We start from the raw sequence: 22,420 nt of genomic DNA, 5'->3' as shown, positions 1-22,420 counted from the left end.
AATGCGATTTTTGACTATAGGCAGGCAGTCTGGCGATGTAAAGAGGAAAGTTCGCACCCTGATAATAACTATTGGTTCTAAGATAAATCAGAATGCGACATTTTCCCCGCCAGCACGGGCAAACGTGACCCTGGCGGGGAATCACGCCATAATAGCGCTTTAAGATTTATGCGTGCGACCGGAGACACAATGGAAGCTTATACTGCGGGACTGATCTCCCTCGACGATGCCCTCAATACCCTGCTGGCGCAGATCACCCCCCTTAGCGACAGCGAAAGCGTGCTGCTACCCGCCGCCGTGGGGCGCATTACCGCTGCGGCGGTGACTTCGCCGATTGACGTACCGCCGTTTGATAACTCGGCGATGGATGGCTATGCCCTGCGCATGGCCGATGTTACCCCCGGTGCGGTACTTACCGTGGCCGGGAAAGCGTTTGCCGGCCAGCCGTTTAGCGGTGCCTGGCCGGCCGGCAGCTGCATCCGCATCATGACCGGCGCGCCGCTGCCTGAGGGCTGCGAGGCGGTGGTGATGCAGGAGCAGACCGAAAGCATTGGCGATACAGTCCGTATCACCGCTGAGGTCAGCGCCGGGCAGAACATCCGCCGTGCCGGTGAGGATATCCTTCAGGGCACCGAGGTGCTGAGCGCGGGCACCAGGCTGGGCGCCGCCGAGCTGCCGCTGCTGGCCTCTCTCGGCATTGCGCAGGTTTCGGTCGTGCGCAAGCTGCGCGTGGCGGTGTTCTCCACCGGGGATGAGCTGCAGCCGGTCGGCCAGCCGCTGGCGGCGGGCCAGATTTACGATACCAACCGCTTTGCGGTCCAGCTGATGCTGGATAAGCTCGGCTGCGAGGTGATTGACCTCGGCATTATTCGCGACGACCCGGCGGCGCTGCGCGAGGCTTTCGTCCGTGCCGATGCAGCGGGCGATGTGGTGATCAGCAGCGGCGGCGTCTCCGTTGGCGCGGCAGATTACACCAAACAGATGCTGGAAGAACTCGGCGAAGTCGGCTTCTGGAAGCTGGCCATCAAACCGGGCAAGCCGTTTGCCTTTGGTCGCCTGCCCAACAGCTGGTTCTGCGGCCTGCCGGGCAACCCGGTGTCGGCGGTATTAACCTTTTATCAGCTGGTGCAGCCGCTGCTGGCGAAGCTTACCGGGCAGAGCGGCCCGGCGCTGCCGCCACGCCAGCGCGTGCGCAGCGCCGACCTGCTGAAGAAATCACCCGGTCGCCTCGACTTCCAGCGCGGGCTGCTGCAGCGCAATGCCGCAGGCGAGCTGGAGGTGAAAACCACCGGCCACCAGGGCTCGCACGTCTTTAGCTCTTTCCATCAGGCCAACTGCTTTATCGTGCTGGAGCGCGAGCGCGGCGACGTGCAGCCGGGTGAATGGGTTGACGTTGAGCCTTTCAACGCGCTGCTGGAGGGCTGAGATGCTGCCCGAGCTGAGCGATGACGAAATGCTGCGCTATAACCGCCAGATCGTGCTGCGCGGTTTTGACTTTGCGGGGCAGGAGCAGCTGAAGTCTGCCCGCGTGCTGGTGGTCGGCCTGGGCGGGCTGGGCTGCGCCGCCAGCCAGTATCTCGCCGCTGCGGGCGTCGGCCATCTGACGCTGCTGGATTTCGACCACGTCGCCGTTTCTAACCTGCAGCGCCAGGTGCTGCACGCTGAGGCGCAGGTCGGGATGGCAAAAGTCGACTCTGCGCGGCTGCGTCTGGCGGCGCTTAACTCGCTGATCCAGATTGACACCGTCAATGCGCGACTGGATGACGCTCCCCTGGCAGCCCTGATTGCCTCGCATCAGCTGGTGCTGGACTGCTGCGACAACGTGGAGACGCGTGAACAGCTCAACCGCCTGTGCTTTGACAGCAAAACTCCGCTGGTCTCCGGTGCCGCCATCCGCATGGAGGGCCAGGTCAGCGTGTTCAGCTGGGGTCAGGACGAGCCCTGCTATCGCTGCATCAGCCGGCTGTTCGGCCAGTCGACTCTGAGCTGCGTTGAGGCCGGGGTGATGGCGCCGCTGGTCGGCGTGATTGGCTCACTCCAGGCGATGGAAGCGATCCGCGCGCTGGCGCACTATGGCGGCGCGGTAGCAGGAAAGCTATTGCTATACGATGCCATGACGCTGCAATTTCGCAGCATGAATGTGGCAAAAGATCCGCGCTGCGAGGTGTGCAGCTAAGCTTTCCAGCACTATAGTTAAGCGAATGCTGGGAAGCGAAAGGATTGATTAGCTTATGATCGATGAACAGATCGCCACTTCAGCAGGCACAAAATCTTCACTGCGCCGCATGATGATGGTTTTTTTGCTGACGATTGTCACGGCGGTGATGGTTATCAACGGCTGGATTGTCTGGAACTCGTGGAACCGGATGATTACCAGCTCGCAGAACGATGCCCGTAACCTCTCGCAGTCGCTGTCGCGCCAGGCGGAGGACACTTTCCTGCAGGTCGACCTGACGTTACAGGATCTGCGCGACCGCATCTCGCTGATTGGCCTGCGCCATGAACGCACCCCCTATCTCAGAGATCTGCTGTCCAACCGCAAAGCCAGCCTGCCGCAGCTGCATGGCCTGTTTATTTACAACAGTGAAGGCAACTGGCTGGTCACGTCCGATGGCAATGTTCCGCAGCGCGCTAATAACAGCGACCGCGAGTATTTTCGCTATCATCAGCAGAACCTCGACGGCAATGTCCATATTGGCAAGGTGATCCGCAGCCGCTCGACCGGCGATCTGGTTATCCCCGTTTCGATGCGCCTGAATAATCTCGATGGTTCGTTTCGCGGCGTGCTGCTGGCGACCGTTCGCCTGAACTTTTTTAAGCAGGTTTATGGCTATTACAATATGGGCGATCGCGACGTGCTGGCGCTGATGCAGGCCGATGGCAATATCCTTTACGCGCGCCCGTTCGCCGACAATACCATTAACCGTAATATCTCCGGCAGCCCGCTCTTTACCCGGCTGCTGAAGAGTACTCCAAACGGTACCGCGCTCTATAAATCGGCTCTGGACGGCATTGAACGGGTGTTGGGCTACTCCAGCCTGAAGCGCTACCCGCTGGTGGTGGCCGTCGGCTACGATAAAAAGGCGCTGCTGCAGGAGTGGTTCTCCGCTCTCAGCGTCTATATTGCGCTGTCGGCGATCCTGCTGCTGGTGATCTCCCTGCTCGGGTTGCTGGTGCTGCGCCATATTTCCCTCAACCTGAGGAATCAGCTGGAGCTGACTCAGGTGCGCGATCAGCTTACCGCCATGAACCGCACTTTACAGACGCTGGCGCTGGTCGACAGTCTTACCGGGCTGGCAAACCGCCGCCATTTCGACCTCTATCTGCAGCGCAACGTCGAGCGCTCCCACAAGCTGCGCACCCCGCTGTCGCTGCTGATGATCGATGTCGATTCGTTTAAAGCCTTTAACGACACCTACGGTCACCTGGCCGGGGATGATTGCCTGAAACAGATCGCTCATACGCTGTCACGCCTGCCGCACCGCCCGGAAGATTTGGTGACGCGCTACGGCGGCGAAGAGTTTGCGGTGATTATGCCGGGGGCGGATCGCACAGCGGCGCTGCGCTTTGCCGAACAGGCGACGGAGGCGGTGGCAAAGCTCGGCATTCCTAACCCAGGTAGCGATACGCCGGAGAGAATTGTGACGATCAGTATTGGGGTAGCGGTGGCGGTGACCGAACGCAGCGAAACCGCGCGCCATCAGCTGATTGCCGAGGCGGATAAGGCGTTGTATGCGGCGAAACGCGCGGGAAAAAACCAGGTGGGTGAATAACCGGGGGATACGGGACGACCGAAAAAGAAGGTCGTCCCCTACGTTTGCAGCGAGGCATTTGCAGGTGGACTGGCAGCGAGGCATTTGTAGGGGCTGACCCTCTTTTTCGGTCAGCCCGCACTATCAGCATCCAGCGCCGACCATAAAAAAGGGTCGGCCCCTACAAGGTATCGCCTGATTGCCGGGTTTACACGATGCCCTGGCTGCGCAGATAGTCTTCGTAGTTGCCGGTAAAGTCGTTCAGTTTGCCCGGCGTCATCTCAATCACGCGCGTGGCCAGCGAGCTGACGAACTCACGGTCGTGAGAAACGAAGATCAGCGTGCCTTCGTACATCTCCAGCGCCATGTTCAGCGCTTCGATCGATTCCATATCGAGGTGGTTAGTCGGTTCATCCATGATCAGCACGTTCGGCTTCTGCATCATCAGCTTGCCGAACAGCATGCGGCCCTTCTCACCACCGGACAGCACTTTGGCTGGCTTCTTGATATCGTCCTGGCTGAACAGCAGGCGGCCGAGAATACCGCGTACCGCCTGCTCGTCATCGCTCTCCTGCTTCCACTGGCTCATCCAGTCGAACACGCTCAGGTCGTCGGCGAAGTCGTGGGCGTGATCCTGCGCGTAGTAACCAATTTGCGCATTCTCGGACCATTTCACGGTGCCGTTGTCCGGCAGCAGTTCGCCAATCAGCGTTTTCAGCAGCGTGGTTTTACCGATTCCGTTCGGGCCGAGGATCGCCAGCTTTTCGCCCACTTCCAGCAGCATATTGACGTTTTTAAACAGCGGACCGTTGTCGAAACCTTTGGTCACGGCTTCCAGCGTCAGCGCATTGCGGAACAGTTTCTTATCCTGCTCGAAACGGATGAACGGGTTCTGACGGCTCGATGCTTTCACCTCATCCAGTTTGATCTTGTCAATCTGCTTAGCGCGTGAGGTCGCCTGACGGGATTTTGAGGCGTTGGCGCTGAAGCGGCTGACGAAGGACTGCAGTTCGTTGATCTGCGCTTTCTTCTTGGCGTTATCAGACAGCAGACGCTCGCGCGCCTGGGTTGCTGCCGTCATGTACTCGTCGTAGTTGCCCGGGTAAACGCGCAGCTCGCCGTAGTCGAGGTCGGCCATGTGGGTACAGACCATGTTCAGGAAGTGACGGTCGTGCGAAATGATGATCATGGTGCTGTTACGCTCGTTCAGCACCTGCTCCAGCCAGCGAATGGTATCGATGTCCAGGTTGTTGGTCGGTTCGTCGAGCAGCAGAATTTCCGGGTTAGAGAACAGCGCCTGTGCCAGCAGCACGCGCAGTTTCCAGCCGGGAGCGACTTCGCTCATCGGGCCGTAGTGCTGCTCCAGCGGAATACCCACGCCCAGCAGCAGCTCACCGGCACGCGCTTCTGCGGTGTAGCCGTCCATCTCGCCATACTTCTCTTCGAGGTCAGCGACTTTATAACCGTCTTCTTCGCTCATCTCCGGCAGCGCATAGATCGCATCGCGCTCTTCCTTCACCGCCCACAGCTCGCCGTGGCCCATGATCACCGTATCCAGCACGGAATATTGTTCAAAGGCGAACTGATCCTGGCGCAGTTTACCGAGGCGCTCGTTCGGATCGAGCGAGACATTACCGCCGGAAGGAACCAGGTCGCCACCGAGAATTTTCATAAAGGTGGACTTACCGCTGCCGTTGGCACCGATCAGGCCGTAGCGGTTGCCGCCGCCAAATTTGACGGAGATATTTTCGAACAGCGGCTTACTGCCAAACTGCATGGTGATATTGTTGCAAAGAAGCAAAATTGATACTCTCTTGTAAGTTACTGAGGTGTATATGAAACAAAACGGAAAAGCATACTCTTACATAAGATTCTCATCGAAGAAGCAAGAACAAGGCGACTCAGTAAGACGCCAGACAGAACTTGCTGAACAGTATGCACTTGCTAATAATCTAATTCTATCAGATAAGAACTTCCAAGACCTCGGAATCTCAGCATTCAAAGAAGGAAACAGACCTTCGCTAGGAGATATGCTCGAAGCAATCGAGAAAGGTCAAATTGAGCAAGGCTCGACTATCATCATTGAATCGCTGGACCGTCTAAGCCGTCGAGGCATCGACGTCACTCAACAAATCATCAAGTCGATTCTGCAAAACAACATCTTCATTGCTTCGCTTGTTGATGGTCTATTACTAAACCGAGAGTCTATCAACGATCTAGTAAGTGTCATCAGGATAGCTCTAGCTGCTGATCTTGCTCATAAGGAATCCGAGAAAAAATCTCAGCGTTTACGCGAGACGAAAGGACAGCAGCGACAACGTGCGTTAAATGGTGAGATTATCAATAAAGTCCTGCCTTTCTGGTTAGAACGAAAAGGAGATAATTTTATCTTTAGTGATAGGCTTGAAGCAGGCAAAAGAATCATCGAATTACGTAGAAAAGGTTTTGGAACAAATAAAATTGCAAAAGCATTAAACGATGAAGGTCATAAACCATTACGATCTTCCGGCTGGAACCATACAACAGTCGGAAAAACTATAAATTCAGTTGCACTTTATGGAGCTTATCAAACATCAGAGACAACAAAAGACCGTAAAGTTATTTTACTTGATATTATAGAAGGTTATTATCCAGCTCTTATCAGTAAAGAAGAATTCATGCTTTTACAGTCAGATCATAAGCAGAATAAACCTGGATATAAATCTGAATTCAATGCCTTCGCTGGATTATTAAAACACGAATGCGGAGGAGCACTCGTTAGAAAATTTCATGTCGCCTCTGGGAAAACATATCAGTATCATGTTTGCGCCAACGCAAGAGATGGTAAGTGTATTGTAACGAAGAATTTTAAAAATTTAGAAGTCGCGCTTTATAGGATAATGAAAGAACTCAAACTTGAAAAGAAATCTTATCTTGATGAATCATTATTAATTGAGCAGAATAATATTAAAACAAAGATTCAAGACCTAAATGATATGCTTCTTACTCTAACTAAAATACCGGTTAGCGTGATGCATACGATAAGTAACCTTGAGGCAAAACTTCATGATATAGAAGAACAAATTAAACAACAAAACAGTATGATAATTTCTGAAAAAGCATTCAATTTGAATCTTTTGCAAGAAATAAATGATCCTCAGGAACTTAACTTAATGCTTAAACGCGTTGTTGACAAAATAATCGTTTTTAATGCCGGTAAAAAATGGAGAGTGAAAATTTCGTACAGGAACAAACATACTCAGAATTTTATTTGGGATGGAGAAAAAATCACTTTCATATCTGACACTAAAAAATTATTAGAATTCATTAACTCCTAACTAAATCAATATTAATCATTGCTAATCACTTGTTATGAATTGATAGAACGATTAGAATACACCTTCAATATCGGGCCTATGCACACATTACAAAATGTAAAGGAAATCACTTAATGAGTTCGAATAAAATTACTCAAGATAGATACGAAATGATTTATATTAAACAAAACAATGTTGTTATAGTTCATAGAGAGCCTTATACAGTTTCAATATTATCAAAAGAGCAGGCAGAAGATTTTGGATATAATATCTCTAAAATGAAGGAATATGAAAGCATCAGCATTAATGGGATACCAGAGGGTGGTTATGAACTGGTTGAAAATTGTGAAGAAGAGGATGTAAATTGGTTAACTCCTGAATGGGAAGCTGAATTGAATCTTTTTAATAAAAGATTATAGTATTATTCTTTAAATTTATATGGAGTATAAAACACTCCATATATCAACGTTTCAAAAGCATGTGCATTCATTGCTTTAATAATTCATCCATTATTTTTATTAATTCTTTTTTACTATCATTATTCATATTATTGATTTTTAGCATTATCTCCGCCATGTTATCATCAATAGTGTAAAAATAACTTTCTGGCACTTTTAATATTTTCGCAAGTTTGCATACCATATCAAAATCAGGAGTATGTTTTCCTCTCTCATATTGATTCATCCTTGCACTGGCTGAAGCCTCATCAATACCAGCAAGTACACCAAGTTTTTCTTGGGAAATCCCTGCTCTAAGACGCGCTTCTTTCAACCTTTTTATAAGCATATAAACCTCAGCCAAATTCATTGGCTAAGATTCTCTTAGTTGAAAATAATAATTTTACTAAGTATTACTTAGCTTTCTCTGGGTGCGAGCATTGTGTCAGCATTGGAAGCATCACCAATACAGCAAACAACCATGATCGATTTGGCCGATCGATTCATAGATACCGATCTATAAAAACGATTATCCAGCATGAATCCATATGCATATCATTAAGTACATTAGTGATTCTTTCAGCAAGTCTGAAATCAATTAACTCATTGATTTTCATCATGTATTTTCATTGTAAAATTTAATTTTGGTTTTTCAAGGAAGACAGTTGTGGTCAACATACGCATGGTTACACTAAGTAAATCTTAGTTTATAATGCATCCAGAACTAAGACTTACTTAGTTAGATGGTGGCAGAAGGAAAGCCCATACCTGTTACCCATGTCTACCGACTACCACCAGTTACTCGGTAGACAAATCCTCAACACAGCACACATAGGAGGCTAAAAATTGTACAAATCTACGTTGTCAGGTGTCCAGAAGCGAGGATGACGAACGTGAGATCGACGAAGCGTCAAAACTCAATTCTAATTAGCAAAACATTAGTTAGGCCAAAAATGTTAAAAACTTCTATTTTATCTCTGGCAGTAATTTTTTCCGTTGTAATGCTTACTGGTTGTAATAAGGACCCAATTCCAGATTTTGAATGTTCTTATAAACAATCCGGCACAGGTGTAACTGACACGCATAAGTTTAAAAGCCGTAAACTTTCTGATGATGAGAAATACTTCATCTACGAATCAGATGACCAAGGATATAAATTTAAACTTGAAGTAGATCGTCGAACACTATCGGCAACAATGATAATGACAGAAAACAAAACCAATGAGGTTTTATCTTACTTAACAGGAAATTGTAAATGAAAAGATTAGTTATAGCTTCATTATTAGTGTTCTCGTTTGGTGCTTCTGCATATTCTGTCAATATGGAAGAACTCACTAACTTCGGTAATCAAATGCGAGATCGTTTTTCTCCACCAAGTGAAATACAAAAAACTAATAACGCACCAACTTGTTTCGCTATAGTGACGAATGAAAAAACGGGTAAAATAACTCGTACCAAGTTAAATTTGGTTGGTGAGCATTCACAAAAAGGAACACAGCATACCTATCATGAAGAAGATAACACTGGTAGTACAACAGTCTGGTTCGATAGCCGTACTGGTAAAGGCCAAATTTCAATAATGGACAGTCAGGAAGTTATTGCCAGTGGAACGGTGAGTAATTGTAAGTAAATTAGCCTATTTCATTAAACCTACTATCAGTAAAGATACGATCTGTGAAATTATACATGATCGTATCTATAATGCATCTTCGATGCAGTGGCAAAGCCACATTCTATCTTCTCAGGCTTAGTTAGTAATAATAACTAATAGAAAACCTGTAGAACCATTATAACACTCATTTTTTAAAGCAAAAAATAAATGCATTAATTAATGATAATCATGCATCTTCGATGCAGTGGCAAAGCCACATTCTATCTTCTTAGGCTTGGTTAGTAGTAGTAACTAATAGATAACTTCTAGAACCATTATAACACTCAATTTTTAAAGCAAATAACAAATGCTTCATTTTTATTGTCAGATATAAGTGGTTGTAAAGGCATTATACTTACGATACCACAGTTTTCGTGAAGCACATTGAACGTAATTTGAGCAGTGAATTCTGTATCACTACCAGCTACCTTCCAAGTGCATTACGCAATGTTGAGCGAGATACGGGCTGGCCTATGGCCTTCAGATGATTAAGCATTTGAGCCTCAGTAGCGTTCTGAGCGATTAACTGACTCAGGTTGGTACGAATCATGTCATAACGTTTTAATGATTCCTGGCGCCGTTTAGAGGAACTTATAGCTACTGAGCGACGTACTGCTTCCAGCTTATATCCATAGCTCTTACCCTGTTTACGACCATTTACAAAACCATCCTTGATACGTTCAGCAATCCGCTTGCGTTCAAAAGTGGCAACTGAAGCCATAATGGTCAAAATCATTTCACCAATCGGGGTTGAAACATCAAGCGCTATATCAAGTATTCTTAAAGTAACTTTTCGTTTCTGAAACCATTTCACCGTATTTAGACAGTCGGTAGTATCACGGAATCCTCGATCTAATTTAGCGATAATAACTGTATCCCCAGCCTTTAGCACACTAATTAGTTTTTGTGCTTCCGGCCTTTGAAAAAACATAACTGAACCCGAAACATTCACATCAGAAAACACTGTAGAAACATTTGCTTGTGATTGTATTAAATTAACCTGATTATCAGTGGTTCCATTTTCAGTATCTGATTTTGAAACTCGTGTATATGCATAAATTGACATAACCACCTCCATAGAGATGTATTATAATCAGTTATTATCAATATGTACATCTTGCTCACATAGACATTACCCATGCGTCGTTAATTTATTAAATCTGCATGTGCTATTTCATATCCAATGAAAAAACACACACCATTGGTTAAATACAGAAGAATAATATGAAAACTACTTTTCAAGCTGAGCGTCAAGAGTTAATTAATGTTATAAATCATTAACCATTCCGTATTAAAAGCTTCCATTAATAGTAACCATAGTGCTTTTATAAAAATATTCGCCATATATACCCAAGAAACTTCAAGATGCAGGTTTGAGCACCTGAAAGTGATCGTTAATTCTGGATGTCAGCAAGTCCGCTATATCCGGCAGCGTCTGGCTAAAAAATGCATATATTGCATCCCTGAATTCCCGCGTACTGCTGAAGTAGCGATTGTTCCGGGCATGTTCGTTCATTAACTTCCACATTCGCTCTATCGGATTCAGGTTTGGGCTGTAAGGGGGAAGGTAATGCAGCCTGATATTGACCACTTCGACCCAGTCTTTCACTAACTGCGAACGGTGTTAACCTGCACCATCCAGAATAACATGGAGCTGCTGGCTATAATCAGGATAAATCTTTCGTATCTCATTGATAAAACGGGATGCGTTATATTCATTAATTGTTTTATACTCGCAGATTAACGGAGACTCCGGTGCTTTCAGATTCAGCGCTCCCATGATATTCAGCCAGGTGCGGCAGCCCGTTGTTTTTACCGTCTTTTTCTGACCTTTGCGTATCCAGCCATAGCTGATTTTAGTGGCCTGTGTCGGATGGACAGCATCCATAAAAAGAACCGGCTTATCACCCGCTGTGGCTTTCAGCTCCTCATAATATTCAATGAATTGCCTTTGTTTCTCTTCATTGAACTTATGCGGGACGCCTGACGGTCTTTTATAGTACGCCAATAGAAGTTCGGTACTTTTCTAGGCTGAGTTCCACAACCGTTCATCCCCGCCTCCGCACTTCAATGCTACTCATAGTCTGTAGACTCATTGTCATCTTTTAGGTTTAATCAATTCTTATGAAAAAGAATGACTATCAAGTTTGTTTTGGCTTAGCTGTCAGAAAGCAACGAAACAATCGGAATTTAACACAAGAAGAACTTGCAAACTTATGTGATTTGGATAGGACTTACATAGGTAGTATAGAGCGTGGGGAAAGAAACGTCAGTCTAGTAAATATCCATAAGATTGCCTCTGCTTTAGATATAGAAGTTAAGGAACTTTTTGAATGAATTACACTCAGTTGAAACAAGAAATTTTTTCCTATTTTCACTCAAATTTAACAGTTATCGCCAGGAGTATACAAGTTCAGAATATTCCACATGGTGGGAAGTCAATACTTATAAATCAAGCGGTTGAACGTGTGAAGAATGACTTAGCAAATATGTTAGCCATTAAATATTCACATTTAGATCGTTCAAAATTATTTATGCTTCTCCAATATTGTTATTCGGTTATGAGCTTTGAATATCGGAATGTCGTTTGGCCATATGAGTATATGGCATTTTCACGACGGAATGGAGAGCTTTGGGAGCGTTTTTGCAAAGCTGCATGGGATAATTCTCAATTATCAAATCTACATCGTATTTCAGCACCAAGTTTCCATGAAGTTAGAAATAGCTTTAGAGATCGCATAATAAATTACACCCAAGGGAATCAATATCAACACCATATCGTAAGTGATGTAGATAGTGTTTTTGAACTTGTAGGTGAGATTAATATGATTGCAGATGAAATGTTCAATCTAAATGGACGAAATCATATTATAGACTTTAAAAGTGGCTTTGGTTCGAACGAAAAAGGAAATACACTCCGTTTGATTGCTGTCGGACGAGCTTACAAACATTGGGACCCTAATGTTAATTTACTATTTCTTGTTAGACAAAACGAAAATAATAACTATTTAGAGACTATTCGCAGAAGTAACCTTTGGGAGGTTCATTGTGGGGATGCTGCTTACAGAAAAATCGATGAGCTAACAAATGCAGGGATATGCGAAATTAGACGAGAAGCCATTGATTTTAGGAATGACCTATCGCCTAACTTTTGGAATTACTTAATTAATAATAATCTATCTCATTATTTAGATTGGTAATACTAACGTGGTGCACATAGTGCACCTTTTTTAAAAGACTGAAGAAATAAAATCACTTCTTTCGTCTTCTGTTTTTTCCCATCCTTGCACTTTCGCTAACTCGACTATTTTGCTTGCTTCTAACAGCTCAGCTTCGGACAACTTAGGAACGTTAATTCTCTTCAAATAGTTTGCGGAGTTATTAGCCCCAGGTGATACCAGGGACTTTTGTTCTGTTGCAAATGGGTGATTAAGGTAAATCAATAAAAAATCATGGTAGCCTGCCCTTTTAGCGAAAACACCAACAACACCTTGGTCAAAAATGCAGTTTTCCATTTCTGAAGCTGTTAACCTTCCTGAGGTAACCATAGGTATAGCAAGTCCCTTTTTAAAATAAAAATCTTTGTTTTGAAGCCTAGCCTTTTTATCTTTATAATAATACGCGACAGCTTCATGATCCCATCGAATACAGCTATTGGTATCTTCAAAGATATTTCTATGACCTCCTCGAACAAAAGGCACATAAGCGATATCTGAATCTATACCATGTTCCTTCTCAAGCTCAGTTGGAGTTATATTTACCAGACTCCAATCAACAGGATGACCATTGATTCTTTTTGGCGGGTTTTCGGAGTCATATCCACAAAATCTTTGGTTATCACCTGTATAAATTCCTGTTTTGCACTCAGCAATATCACCCAGAGTTACAGTTTCGCGAGATATCTTAATTGATTCAAATAATCTTGGATTAACCCAAGCTTTGTCCGCGTTATTAATAAAATAATCACCACGAACAATAGTATGATCTGTTTCTAGTAATTGTAAGAGTGGTTTATTTGAATCAACTGCATCAATCCAACTAACTTCGCTATCAGCACTAAGGGGGGCCACATTACCAGCGATAATGCACATATTACCGTAGCCGAAATTAACAGAACCAAATCGCTTACTTTTAAACTGAATGATATGACTTGGTTTAGCTGATTCAAGTATGAAATTTCTCATAAATCTCAAATTCGTGCTCGTAAGGAAGGTATCAGGGATAATGAAAACATATCGACCTCCTTTTTTTAATTTCTGTAAAGTAAAATAGAAAAATAAGGCATAAGATTCTTTGGCATATACATTAGGGAATGCTTTTTTTATTAGTTTTCTATACTCTTGTGAGAATTTTAAACCGTAAGGAGGATTGCAAATAGTTGAATCATATTTAGTGTTTGGGAGTACAATTTTACGATTTTTTGGTTGAACAAAATAATCGATAAAATCGGCATGAAAATAATTACAGTTGTGTATCTTTAAATCATTTAAAAAATGTTTTTCGTCAATGTCAATAGCATCGATATTTTTAGGTTTTCCTATTAAGTTTTTTATAAATGCCCCCTCGCCGAAGCAAGGTTCAATAATATTTTGATTAGACACATCTCCCAACAACCTAATCATTGTATTTCTAAGGTCATGGGCGTCTGTAAAAAAACCTTGAAAAGATTTATCCGTAATATGTTCGTGCATTTTTATCGCTCAATCTTAAGTGTGCTACTTTTAGTCTTCATTTTACTGTGTTTTTTACAACTTTCAAGTTAATGATAACTTGGTTACATTATGCTGCGTATTTCAACCCCGCTAACTCTCCACACTGGAACAGGCTCTTCTCAAGTGTACCAGCAGTATTTTTACCTGTTGATTCTAAATAGCTGCGCGGAATAGTAGATCACGTTGAGGGAACTCAGATCGGATTGTGCGATCTGATCAACCGCCAAACCAACCCTATCATCAACCGGACTGAGCGATGCCGATCATAGCACCAATTCCCCGAACCGAACGACGCCTGATGCATAAAACAATCCATAAAACACGTGATAAAAACCATGCCCGCAGGCTGACCGCCGCTACGCTTTCAGTTAGCTCGTTTTGGTCATTTTACGTGCGATACAGCCAAGAGCAATAGCAACGTTTGTGTAATGAGTTCATCGGAAGGGTAAAAAGATCAAGAGAATTATTAGTTACTTTGAAACTATATCGTGACGTTGCTGGAAACTAGCACAGAGATAGCCTTTAATTTGCGATGTGAGTATGTGAGTCAGCGCGCATTATGCCAAAAAAAACAGGCGGGGAATACAGCAGTCTGTCAGGGGGCGGTGAGAGCGGAAGAGGCCGGGTCTTCCCCGGCCATCTGGATTAGTGAATTTCTGCTTTACGTTCAGGCACGGGCAGCGGCGGCGTGTCCACCTCGTCACTCAGCCAGTCATGCAGATAGTGCTCAATCTGCTCCAGGCTGCGGTTGCGGGTTTCCGGAATGCACTTGATAACAAAGATGCCGGAGATGATGCCGATCAGCGCAAAGATCAGGAAGGCGCCGGAGAGGCCAACGCTGGCCAGCAGCATCGGGAACGCCAGCGAGATCAGGAAGTTGGCGATCCACATCGCGAAGATCGCGCTGCCCATAAACATTCCGCGCAGGCGCGTTGGAAAGATCTCCGACAGCAGCAGCCAGGTCGCCGGCGACAGGAAGCCCTGCTGGAAGCTGAGGAACATCAGCATACCGAGCAGCACCAGGTAGCCACGCAGCACATCGACCTGGCCGTTGACCGTTTCCGGCATAAAGAAGCTGACCGCCGCGATAAACAGCAGGCTGAAAGTACAGCCGAACTGGCCGATCAGCGTCATGGTACGGCGGCCCATTTTCCCCAGCAGCCAGATGCCTACGCAGACCATCGTCACCGATACCACGCCGTTAGCGATAGTGGCAAACAGCGCCGCGTTGGTACTCATGCCGGTGGCCTTCAGCATGGTCGGCGCGTAGTACATGATGGTATTCACCCCTGAGGTCTGGTTGATCACGGCGATACCAATGCCGATAAGCAGCAGCTTCATCAGCCACGGCTTCGCGAGGTCGCGCAGGCCGGGTTTTCCCTGATTCTCCTCTTCGGCCAGCGTCTCCTCAATCTCTGCCATCTCCCAGTCAACATCCTCTTTCGCGCAGGTGCGCTCCAGCACGCGGCGCGCTTGCGCCAGACGCCCCTGCATCGCATACCAGCGCGGCGTGTCCGGCATAAAAATCATGCCGAACCACAGCAGCACGGCGGGCATGGTGGCCACCGCCAGCATCCAGCGCCAGCTTTCATCCCCGCCCCAGGCTGCGTTAAAGCCCGCATTCGAGATATAGGCCAGCAGCTGGCCGCTAACGATCATCAGCTCCTGAATGGTGACCAGCTGCCCGCGTTTGTTAGCCGGGGCAATTTCCGCGATGTAGACCGGCACGGTTGCCGATGCGCCACCGACCGCCACGCCGAGGATCAGACGGAAGAAAATCATCCACTCCACGTCCGGCGCCAGCGCGGTACCGATGGAGCCAAGTGCAAAGATAATCGCCAGAGTGATGATGATTTTCTTACGTCCGGCGCTGTTAGCGAAGTGGCCGGAGATCAGTGCGCCAAAAGCGGCACCGAACAGCAGTGAGCTGGTGACCAGCCCGGTGGTAAATGGCGTCAGGTGTAATTCGTCGCCCATAAACAGCAGCGCGCCGGAGATAACGCCGGTATCGTAGCCAAACAGCAGGCCGCCCAGCGTGGCTACCGCCGCAATCACTTTGACGAATGGCTCGGTTCTGCTGCTGCTATTAGGCCCGGAGGCCCGATTGGGGGTGATATAGTGTTCTTTTGCCATAGTGACTTTAGTGACCTCTCATCGACCAGTTAACAAGGTGCTGAGTTCAGTTCACATCAGCAGCGTTAGCCTGCGGTTAACGCTGCACTGCAAGCAGTAAGCGGGCCAGCCAGCACAGGCCCGTCGGCAATTAATGGTTCTCCGCTTTACGTTTTGTCGCGCTCACTACCGCACTTTCTTCATCGCTGCTCAACCAGTCACGCAGGTAGTGTTCAATCTGTTCCAGGCTGCGGTTGCGGGTTTCAGGAATGCATTTAATGACAAACACCGCACCGCAGATGCCAATCAGACCGAAAATAAAGAAGGCACCCGACAGGCCGACGCTGGCCAGCAGCATCGGGAAAGCCAGCGAGATAAGGAAGTTAGCAATCCACATGGCGAACACCGCCCCGCCCATAAAGACGCCGCGCAGGCGCGTTGGGAAAATTTCCGACAGCAGCAGCCAGGTCACCGGTGAGAGCGCGCCCTGCTGGAAGCTGAGGAACATCAGCATGCCTAACAGCACCATATAGCTGCGCAGCACGTCGACCTGGCCGTTGACCGTTTCCGGCATAAAGTAGCTGACGGCGCCGATGAAGAACAGGCAGGCGGTGCAGCCAAACTGGCCGATTTTCACCATGGTGCGGCGGCCGATTTTGCCCAGCAGCCAGATACCGACAAAGGTCATCAGCACCGAGATTGCCCCATTGGCGATGGTGGCAAACAGCGCCGCATCGGTACTCATCCCCACCGCTTTCAGCATGGTGGGCGCGTAGTACATGATGGTGTTGACGCCTGAGGTCTGCTGAATAACCGCCACGCCCACGCCAATCATAAACAGTTTAAACAGCCAGGGTTTCTTCAGCTCCTGCACGCTGGCGCGCGTCTGCTGCCTGTCCTCTTCCTCCAGCGTTTCGGCGATCTCTTCCAGCTCCCACTCCACATCCTCTTTGGCGCGGGTACGCTCCAGCACGCGGCGCGCCTCGGCCAGCCTCCCCTGCATGGCGTACCAGCGCGGCGTATCCGGCATAAACATCATGCCAAACCACAGCAGCACCGCAGGAATGGTGGCCACGGCAAGCATCCAGCGCCAGGTCTCATGACCGCCCCACGCAGCGTTGAACCCCGCGTTAGAGATATACGCCAGCATCTGGCCGGAGACGATCATCAGCTCCTGAATAGTCACCAGCTGCCCGCGCTTATTGGCCGGGGCAATTTCGGCGATATACACCGGCACGGTTGCCGATGCCCCCCCTACCGCCACACCGAGGATAAGACGGAAGAAAATCATCCACTCAACATTCGGCGCCAGCGCGGTGCCCATCGCGCCGATGGCGAAGATAATCGCCAGCACGATAATGATTTTCTTACGCCCTTGCGTGGCAGCGAAGTGCCCGGAGAACAGCGCGCCAAAAGCGGCACCGAACAGCAGTGAGCTGGTGACGAGCCCGGTGGTGAATGGCGTCAGGTGTAACTCGTCGCCCATAAACAGCAGCGCGCCGGAGATAACGCCGGTGTCGTAACCGAAAAGTAATCCCCCAAGGGTGGCAACCACCGCAATCACCTTTACAAAGGGTTCTGTTTTGGTGGCGCTGTTAGGCCCAGACGCCCGGTTGGGGGTGATATATTGTTCTTTTGCCATGGTGACTACAGTGACCTCTCATCGACCTGGTTGAGTTGGGAAAAGAGGGATGACTCATCATGATTTTTACCCGTTCACCGCCTCTGACCTTAATTTAGATCATATTTTTCATTTCAAACAACAATGAAAATTAAATTTTGAGGTACACATCTCGCTATTCCAGCGTTAACGTGATTGATTAGACATTATTAGCTTAATTCTGTTGTATTTATGGGAGCTATGCGCGGCAAGGATAATTTGAGAACGTTTCATCTCATGTTTCATTATGGATTTTCGTTTCATTTTTAATCAGAAAAGACAGGAAGCCATCAGTGGCTGATATAAATAAGCCACTTAATTAAGCGTTAAAGAAGGGTCTTTAAGCAGGTTAGCCGGGTGATGTTTTGTCCCGCAAAGGCGAGGCATGCCCGACCGAAAAAAGCCGGGCGAGGCATGCCTCGCCCCTACGGGAATGGGGGTTACGGATTTTCCGCCGGGCCGAACACCGAATACTGCGGCAGATCGACGTTTTGATACGCTTCCCAGCCGCCGCCCAGCGCTTTATACAGCGCGACGAGGTCGAGACTGCTCTGCACCCTCGCCTGCTCGGCCTGCTGCTGCGCCTGCGCCAGCTGGCGCTGCGCGTCCAACGCTTCGATAAACGTCGACAGCCCCTGACCATAGCTGTCGCTGGCGAGCTTAAAGGCGTTCTGCAAGGCATCCACCGTATCGTCCAGCCCCTCAACCTGCTGCTGATCGCTGCGGTAGCTCACCAGCGCATTCTCCACATCCTGCAGTGCGGTCAGCACCGTCTGGCGGTAGCCCAGCGCCGCACTGGCCTGCTGCGCGCGTGCCAGCTTGACGCTGGAGACCAGCCGCCCTCCCTGGAAAATTGGGATAGTGACCGACGGACCAAAGCTGTAGAAGTGGCTGCTCCAGTTATCCAGGTAGCTGGCATCGCTGTTGCGCATGCCAAATTGTCCGGTCAGCGACAGGCTGGGGAACAGCTCCGCCACCGACACGCCAATATTGGCCGTTGCTGCGTGCAGGCTGGCTTCCGCCTGGCGCACGTCCGGGCGGCGGCGTGCCAGCTGTGACGGCACGCCAACCGGCACCGCTTTAGGCAGCGCAGCCAGCGGTTTGCTTGCCATCAGCTCGCTATCCAGCGCGCCGGGTACTCTGCCGGTCAGTACCGCCAGCCCGTTCATCGCCTGATGAATTTGAGCCTGATACTGCGGCAATTGTGCGCGCAGGGAGTTCAGCTGGGCGCGGGCATTCTCCACGTCGGTCTGCGGCGCCAGGCCGTTTTTCTGCTGGCTCTGCGTCAGTTCCAGCGTCTGCTGCGCCACGTCAATCTGGGTTTGCAGCGTCTGCGTAATGGCCTGTGCGCCGCGCAGTTGCAGGTAGGCGCGCGCCACTTCCGCTTCTAACGACACCAGCGCATCGTTGCGATTTTCCACCGACTGCTGCTGCTGCGCGTCAGCCATCTCAACCTGGCGGCGCACTTTGCCCCAAAGATCCAGCTCCCATGAGGCATCGAAGCTGCCCTGATATAACCCGACAGGTTTTGACAGGCTGTCGAGCGCCGGACGCAGATCGGTCTCCGTATTGGCCTGGTCAAGCTGGTCATAAACCCCTTCAGACTCCAGCTCACCCTTGATCCCCAGCTGCTGGCGGGTAAAGCGCGCATTACCGTTTACCGACGGTGCCCACGCGCCGCGCGCCTGATTGAGCTGCTGACGTGCCCCGGCAATGCGCAGCACCGCCTGTTGCAGACTGAGGTTACCTTTTATCGCCCGCTCGATCAGGCTGTCGAGCTGCGGATCGTTAAACGATTTCCACCAGTTGGGGTTAGTGGATGCCGCCAGCGGTCGAGAACCGCCTTCAGACTGCATGCTGTTAAAACTGCCCGGCGTAACCGGCTTCGGCGCCTGGTAATCTGGCCCCACCGTACAGGCGCCGAGCGCCAGCGTTGCCGCGACCAGCAGCGCGCTACGCGAGTGCATAAAAATGGAAGAAACGTTCATGTCAGTGTGCACCTGCACTGCCCTCGCTTTTGATTGGCGCCAGCAGTAAACAAAATGGAATGAGAACCAGGGCGAGGAGGCTCAGCCCCATAAACACATCGATATAGGCGAGGAACCGCGACTGCACGATCATCTGCTGATAGAGCTGGCCGGTGGCGATAGTCACCGGGTCACCGACCGTATGCGCAAAGTCCCTGACGCCCTGCGCCCAGCGTTCAACCGCCAGGTTAAACGGCTCATTGAGCGGGGTCATGTTATGCACCATCTCCGCACTGCGCGCCTGCGAGCGTTCGGTGATCATCGCGGTGGAGAGCGAAATACCGATCGATCCGGCAACGTTGCGGAACATCGTGAACAGCGCCGAGGCATCCGCATTCAGCTTTTGCGGAATGGTGACAAAGGCGATGGTGGTGAGCGGCACGAACAGGAAGCCCAGCCCGATAGTCTGGAAGCTGCGCATCAACACCAGCGTGGTGAAATCAATATTCGGGGTGAGCGTGGCCGAGTAGATAAACGACACGCATAGCAGCGTAAAGCCGAAGGCAATCAGCCAGCGCGTCTGGATAATCGGCATCAGCTTCAGCACCAGCGGGATCGACAGCACGATCAGCACCGCACCGGGCGACAGCACCAGCCCTGAGAGCGTGGCGGTATAGCCCAGATCCTGCTGCGCCAGCTGCGGGATCACCACTGAACTGCCGTAGAGGATCGCTGCCATGCCCGCCATCAGCAGGCTGGCAACCGCGAAGTTTTTATCCTTCAGCACGTGCAGGTCAACCACCGGTTTTTTGGCATACAGCAGCCAGTAGATCGCCCCGACAATGCCGGTCAGCGCCAGCAGGGCAAAGGTGACAATGAAACTCGACTGGAACCAGTCTTCATCTTCGCCGCGATCCATCATCACCTGCAGGCAGCCGAGCCCAAGAGTAATCAGGCTGATGCCGATATAGTCGACGCGCAGCTTGCCCTTGGCCCATTTCCGCTCCCATGGCGGATCTTCCAGCAGCTGGTAGATCGCCAGCACGCTAAGAATACCGACCGGGATGTTGATAAAGAACACCCAGCGCCAGCTGTAGTTATCGGTGATCCAGCCGCCGAGCGTCGGGCCGAGTACCGGCGCGACGATAACCGCGATCGATGACAGGCCAAACGCTTTACCCCGGTCGGCAGGCTTGAAATAGTCAAGCAGCACCGACTGCTGTACCGGCTGTAAGCCGCCGCCGAAGAAGCCCTGCAGCACGCGGAACAGGATGATCTGCCACAGCTCGGTGGCGATGCCGCAGAGGAACGAGCAGACGGTGAACATCACAATGCAGATCAGGAAGAACTGCTTGCGCCCGAGCAGACGGCTGAGGAACGCCGAGATCGGCAGCACGATGCCGTTCGCCACCAGGTACGAGGTCAGCACCCAGGTCGATTCGTCATAGCTGGCCGACAGCGAGCCTGCCACATGCGGCAGCGCCACGTTGACGATGGTGGTGTCGAGGATCTCCATAAACACCGCCAGCGTGACGGTCATCGCGACCAGCCACGGGTTACTGGCTGGTTTCCAGCTCTGGCCGGAACTCATTCCACCGTCACCTTCGGTTCAACCGACAGGCCAATCGGCAGCGGATGATTGGCATCCAGTCCCTTATCAATCACAATCTTCACCGGCACGCGCTGCACGATTTTCACGTAGTTGCCGGTGGCATTTTCAGACGGGAAGGCCGAGAAGCGTGAGCCGGAGCCCATCTGTACGCTGTCGACGTGCCCTTCCACTTTCATGTCCGGCCAGGCATCGATGCCGATCTCCACTTTGTCACCCGGCTTCATGCGTGCCAGCTGCGACTCTTTGAAGTTTGCCACAATCCAGGTATCGGCAGAGACCAGCGAGAATAGCGAAGAACCGGCCTGCACCAGCGTGCCGACCTGCACGTTACGCTTAGTGACGAAGCCATCATACGGCGCGCGCACTTCGGTGTAAGAGAGGTTGAGATTGGCGGTATTCAGCTGCGCCTGCGCCTGCTCTACCTGGCTCTGACGCGCTTCGACGTTGGTTTCCTGCTGGCGGATCTGCAATGCCACCTGCGAGGCCACTTCCACCTGGGCCTGGGCGTTCGTCAGCTCGGCACGGGCGCTGCGCAGCTGCGCGCTGGCGGCATCGATATTGCGCTGCGAGGTGGCACGCGGGTCAACGCCGCGCTGACGTTTATAGTCTTCCTGGGCGTTATTATAGTTAGCTTGCGCACGCGCCTGCTGTGCCAGCGCCTGGTCTTTCTGCGCCGGATACTGCACGCGGGCCAGCGCTAACTGCGCCTGCGCCTGATGCAGCTGCGCCTGTGCCAGACCGAGCTGCGCCTGCGCCTGTTCGCGCTGGGCAGTGGCGTCACGCGGGTCTATCACCACCAGCAGATCGCCCTTCTTCACCCGCTGGTTATCCTTCACCTTCAGCTCGGTGACATAGCCCGATGCTTTCGGGGCAATGGTCACCGCGTCCGCCTCGGTGAAGGCATCGTCAGTGGTTTCGATATTGCGGGTGGTGAGCCAGAAGAACAGCGCGACGATAACCATCACCACCACGACCACCGCCAGAATAATCAGTGGCTTCTTGCCGGGGCTTTTGCGCGGTGTCTCATCGTCCTGCGGGTGGTCATTTTGCTGCTGGTTTTCATCATCGGGAACGGAAGGTGTCTGATTAGCCATAATATCCATCAATCAAAAGGCGGTACGAAACCGTAGCCGCAATTATCTACGCAAGGCTGTGTCCCGCAGTGGATCGTGGTCCGAAGGACTGGGGCACAATTACGGAGCAAAGCCTCTATAACGATAG

The 22,420-nt window shown here is 50.1% G+C and carries 18 protein-coding genes and 1 pseudogene; 9 read left to right on the top strand and 10 right to left on the bottom strand.

Going from position 1 to position 22,420, the window contains the following annotated elements:
- Positions 1–189 precede the first annotated feature (189 nt).
- The 3 genes from moeA to ID864_RS00150 are packed head-to-tail and all read left to right on the top strand — an operon-like array spanning position 190 to position 3,773.
- On the top strand, positions 190–1,425 hold the full coding sequence (gene moeA, locus ID864_RS00160; RefSeq protein WP_062818335.1) for a molybdopterin molybdotransferase MoeA: 1,236 nt from the start codon (positions 190–192) through the stop codon (positions 1,423–1,425).
- A 1-nt stretch (position 1,426) separates the two neighbouring features.
- Positions 1,427–2,176 (top strand): molybdopterin-synthase adenylyltransferase MoeB, encoded by a 750-nt coding sequence (gene moeB / locus ID864_RS00155; protein ID WP_099755018.1) that lies wholly within the window; start codon positions 1,427–1,429, stop codon positions 2,174–2,176.
- A gap of 55 nt (positions 2,177–2,231) precedes the next feature.
- Positions 2,232–3,773: a sensor domain-containing diguanylate cyclase gene (locus tag ID864_RS00150; RefSeq protein ID WP_048916596.1), complete on the top strand. Its 1,542-nt coding sequence runs from the start codon at positions 2,232–2,234 to the stop codon at positions 3,771–3,773.
- 187 nt (positions 3,774–3,960) lie between these two features.
- Here ID864_RS00150 and ID864_RS00145 read toward each other — a convergent pair whose 3' ends face one another.
- A complete protein-coding gene (locus ID864_RS00145; RefSeq protein ID WP_191149235.1) occupies positions 3,961–5,553 on the bottom strand; it encodes an ABC-F family ATPase in 1,593 nt (530 codons plus the stop codon).
- Between the two features lie 34 nt (positions 5,554–5,587).
- Between ID864_RS00145 and ID864_RS00140 the strand changes: the two genes are divergently transcribed.
- Both ID864_RS00140 and ID864_RS00135 read left to right on the top strand, forming a co-directional pair.
- Positions 5,588–7,069 carry a recombinase family protein gene (locus tag ID864_RS00140; RefSeq protein ID WP_191149234.1) on the top strand — a complete coding sequence of 494 codons (1,482 nt, stop codon included), beginning with the start codon at positions 5,588–5,590 and terminating at the stop codon, positions 7,067–7,069.
- 113 nt (positions 7,070–7,182) lie between these two features.
- The gene (locus tag ID864_RS00135; RefSeq protein WP_191149233.1) at positions 7,183–7,467 is read left to right on the top strand and encodes a hypothetical protein; all 285 of its coding nucleotides are present in this window, start codon (positions 7,183–7,185) and stop codon (positions 7,465–7,467) included.
- A gap of 67 nt (positions 7,468–7,534) precedes the next feature.
- On the opposite strand, the gene ID864_RS00130 is transcribed toward ID864_RS00135, so the two are convergent.
- Entirely contained in the window at positions 7,535–7,834 is a 300-nt protein-coding gene (locus ID864_RS00130; protein WP_049122340.1) for a helix-turn-helix domain-containing protein, read from the bottom strand.
- 544 nt (positions 7,835–8,378) lie between these two features.
- Between ID864_RS00130 and ID864_RS00125 the strand changes: the two genes are divergently transcribed.
- Together ID864_RS00125 and ID864_RS00120 are read left to right on the top strand one after the other, a co-directional pair.
- Positions 8,379–8,744, top strand: a complete 366-nt coding sequence (locus tag ID864_RS00125; protein WP_191149232.1) for a hypothetical protein — start codon at positions 8,379–8,381, stop codon at positions 8,742–8,744.
- Positions 8,741–9,115 carry a hypothetical protein gene (locus ID864_RS00120; protein ID WP_191149231.1) on the top strand — a complete coding sequence of 125 codons (375 nt, stop codon included), beginning with the start codon at positions 8,741–8,743 and terminating at the stop codon, positions 9,113–9,115. The genes ID864_RS00125 and ID864_RS00120 overlap by 4 nt, the downstream gene beginning before the upstream one ends.
- A 445-nt stretch (positions 9,116–9,560) precedes the next feature.
- Here ID864_RS00120 and ID864_RS00115 read toward each other — a convergent pair whose 3' ends face one another.
- Positions 9,561–10,202: a recombinase family protein gene (locus ID864_RS00115; protein WP_191149230.1), complete on the bottom strand. Its 642-nt coding sequence runs from the start codon at positions 10,200–10,202 to the stop codon at positions 9,561–9,563.
- 294 nt (positions 10,203–10,496) lie between these two features.
- A pseudogene (locus ID864_RS00110) lies at positions 10,497–11,135 on the bottom strand (IS630 family transposase); the annotation flags it as partial.
- A 125-nt stretch (positions 11,136–11,260) separates the two neighbouring features.
- Here ID864_RS00110 and ID864_RS00105 point away from each other — a divergent pair.
- Both ID864_RS00105 and ID864_RS00100 read left to right on the top strand, forming a co-directional pair.
- Positions 11,261–11,473 (top strand): helix-turn-helix domain-containing protein, encoded by a 213-nt coding sequence (locus ID864_RS00105; protein WP_191149229.1) that lies wholly within the window; start codon positions 11,261–11,263, stop codon positions 11,471–11,473.
- Positions 11,470–12,336, top strand: a complete 867-nt coding sequence (locus ID864_RS00100) for a hypothetical protein (RefSeq protein ID WP_191149228.1) — start codon at positions 11,470–11,472, stop codon at positions 12,334–12,336. The genes ID864_RS00105 and ID864_RS00100 overlap by 4 nt, the downstream gene beginning before the upstream one ends.
- 30 nt (positions 12,337–12,366) lie before the next feature.
- Here the strand turns inward: ID864_RS00100 and ID864_RS00095 are convergent, their stop codons facing one another.
- From ID864_RS00095 to ID864_RS00070, 6 genes are all read right to left on the bottom strand, one after another.
- Positions 12,367–13,827: an Eco57I restriction-modification methylase domain-containing protein gene (locus ID864_RS00095; RefSeq protein ID WP_191149227.1), complete on the bottom strand. Its 1,461-nt coding sequence runs from the start codon at positions 13,825–13,827 to the stop codon at positions 12,367–12,369.
- 666 nt (positions 13,828–14,493) lie between these two features.
- A complete protein-coding gene (locus ID864_RS00090) occupies positions 14,494–15,981 on the bottom strand; it encodes a sugar porter family MFS transporter (RefSeq protein WP_191149226.1) in 1,488 nt (495 codons plus the stop codon).
- A gap of 130 nt (positions 15,982–16,111) precedes the next feature.
- Positions 16,112–17,602, bottom strand: a complete 1,491-nt coding sequence (locus tag ID864_RS00085; protein ID WP_191149225.1) for a sugar porter family MFS transporter — start codon at positions 17,600–17,602, stop codon at positions 16,112–16,114.
- Between the two features lie 458 nt (positions 17,603–18,060).
- Positions 18,061–19,608, bottom strand: coding sequence for an efflux transporter outer membrane subunit (locus ID864_RS00080; protein WP_191149224.1), 1,548 nt, complete (start codon positions 19,606–19,608; stop codon positions 18,061–18,063).
- Position 19,609: 1 nt separating this feature from the next.
- Positions 19,610–21,178, bottom strand: coding sequence for a DHA2 family efflux MFS transporter permease subunit (locus ID864_RS00075; protein WP_048916601.1), 1,569 nt, complete (start codon positions 21,176–21,178; stop codon positions 19,610–19,612).
- Entirely contained in the window at positions 21,175–22,302 is a 1,128-nt protein-coding gene (locus tag ID864_RS00070) for an HlyD family secretion protein (protein ID WP_048916602.1), read from the bottom strand. The genes ID864_RS00075 and ID864_RS00070 overlap by 4 nt, the downstream gene beginning before the upstream one ends.
- Between the last annotated feature and the right edge of the window lie 118 nt (positions 22,303–22,420).

The organism is Erwinia aphidicola, from assembly GCF_014773485.1.
In the GTDB taxonomy this organism is placed as follows: Bacteria; Pseudomonadota; Gammaproteobacteria; order Enterobacterales; family Enterobacteriaceae; genus Erwinia; species Erwinia aphidicola.
This window is presented reverse-complemented; position numbering and strand designations above follow the sequence as displayed.

Excerpts from the sequence above, each read along its gene's own strand:
- ID864_RS00135 (WP_191149233.1), top strand. The coding sequence starts at position 7,183 with ATGAGTTCGAATAAAATTACTCAAGATAGATACGAAATGATTTATATT.
- ID864_RS00070 (WP_048916602.1), bottom strand. The coding sequence starts at position 22,302 with ATGGATATTATGGCTAATCAGACACCTTCCGTTCCCGATGATGAAAAC.
- ID864_RS00090 (WP_191149226.1), bottom strand. The coding sequence starts at position 15,981 with ATGGCAAAAGAACACTATATCACCCCCAATCGGGCCTCCGGGCCTAAT.
- moeB (WP_099755018.1), top strand. The coding sequence starts at position 1,427 with ATGCTGCCCGAGCTGAGCGATGACGAAATGCTGCGCTATAACCGCCAG.
- ID864_RS00095 (WP_191149227.1), bottom strand. The coding sequence starts at position 13,827 with ATGCACGAACATATTACGGATAAATCTTTTCAAGGTTTTTTTACAGAC.
- ID864_RS00100 (WP_191149228.1), top strand. The coding sequence starts at position 11,470 with ATGAATTACACTCAGTTGAAACAAGAAATTTTTTCCTATTTTCACTCA.
- ID864_RS00150 (WP_048916596.1), top strand. The coding sequence starts at position 2,232 with ATGATCGATGAACAGATCGCCACTTCAGCAGGCACAAAATCTTCACTG.
- ID864_RS00080 (WP_191149224.1), bottom strand. The coding sequence starts at position 19,608 with ATGAACGTTTCTTCCATTTTTATGCACTCGCGTAGCGCGCTGCTGGTC.
- ID864_RS00130 (WP_049122340.1), bottom strand. The coding sequence starts at position 7,834 with ATGCTTATAAAAAGGTTGAAAGAAGCGCGTCTTAGAGCAGGGATTTCC.
- ID864_RS00120 (WP_191149231.1), top strand. The coding sequence starts at position 8,741 with ATGAAAAGATTAGTTATAGCTTCATTATTAGTGTTCTCGTTTGGTGCT.
- ID864_RS00085 (WP_191149225.1), bottom strand. The coding sequence starts at position 17,602 with ATGGCAAAAGAACAATATATCACCCCCAACCGGGCGTCTGGGCCTAAC.
- ID864_RS00115 (WP_191149230.1), bottom strand. The coding sequence starts at position 10,202 with ATGTCAATTTATGCATATACACGAGTTTCAAAATCAGATACTGAAAAT.
- ID864_RS00140 (WP_191149234.1), top strand. The coding sequence starts at position 5,588 with ATGAAACAAAACGGAAAAGCATACTCTTACATAAGATTCTCATCGAAG.
- ID864_RS00105 (WP_191149229.1), top strand. The coding sequence starts at position 11,261 with ATGAAAAAGAATGACTATCAAGTTTGTTTTGGCTTAGCTGTCAGAAAG.
- ID864_RS00075 (WP_048916601.1), bottom strand. The coding sequence starts at position 21,178 with ATGAGTTCCGGCCAGAGCTGGAAACCAGCCAGTAACCCGTGGCTGGTC.
- moeA (WP_062818335.1), top strand. The coding sequence starts at position 190 with ATGGAAGCTTATACTGCGGGACTGATCTCCCTCGACGATGCCCTCAAT.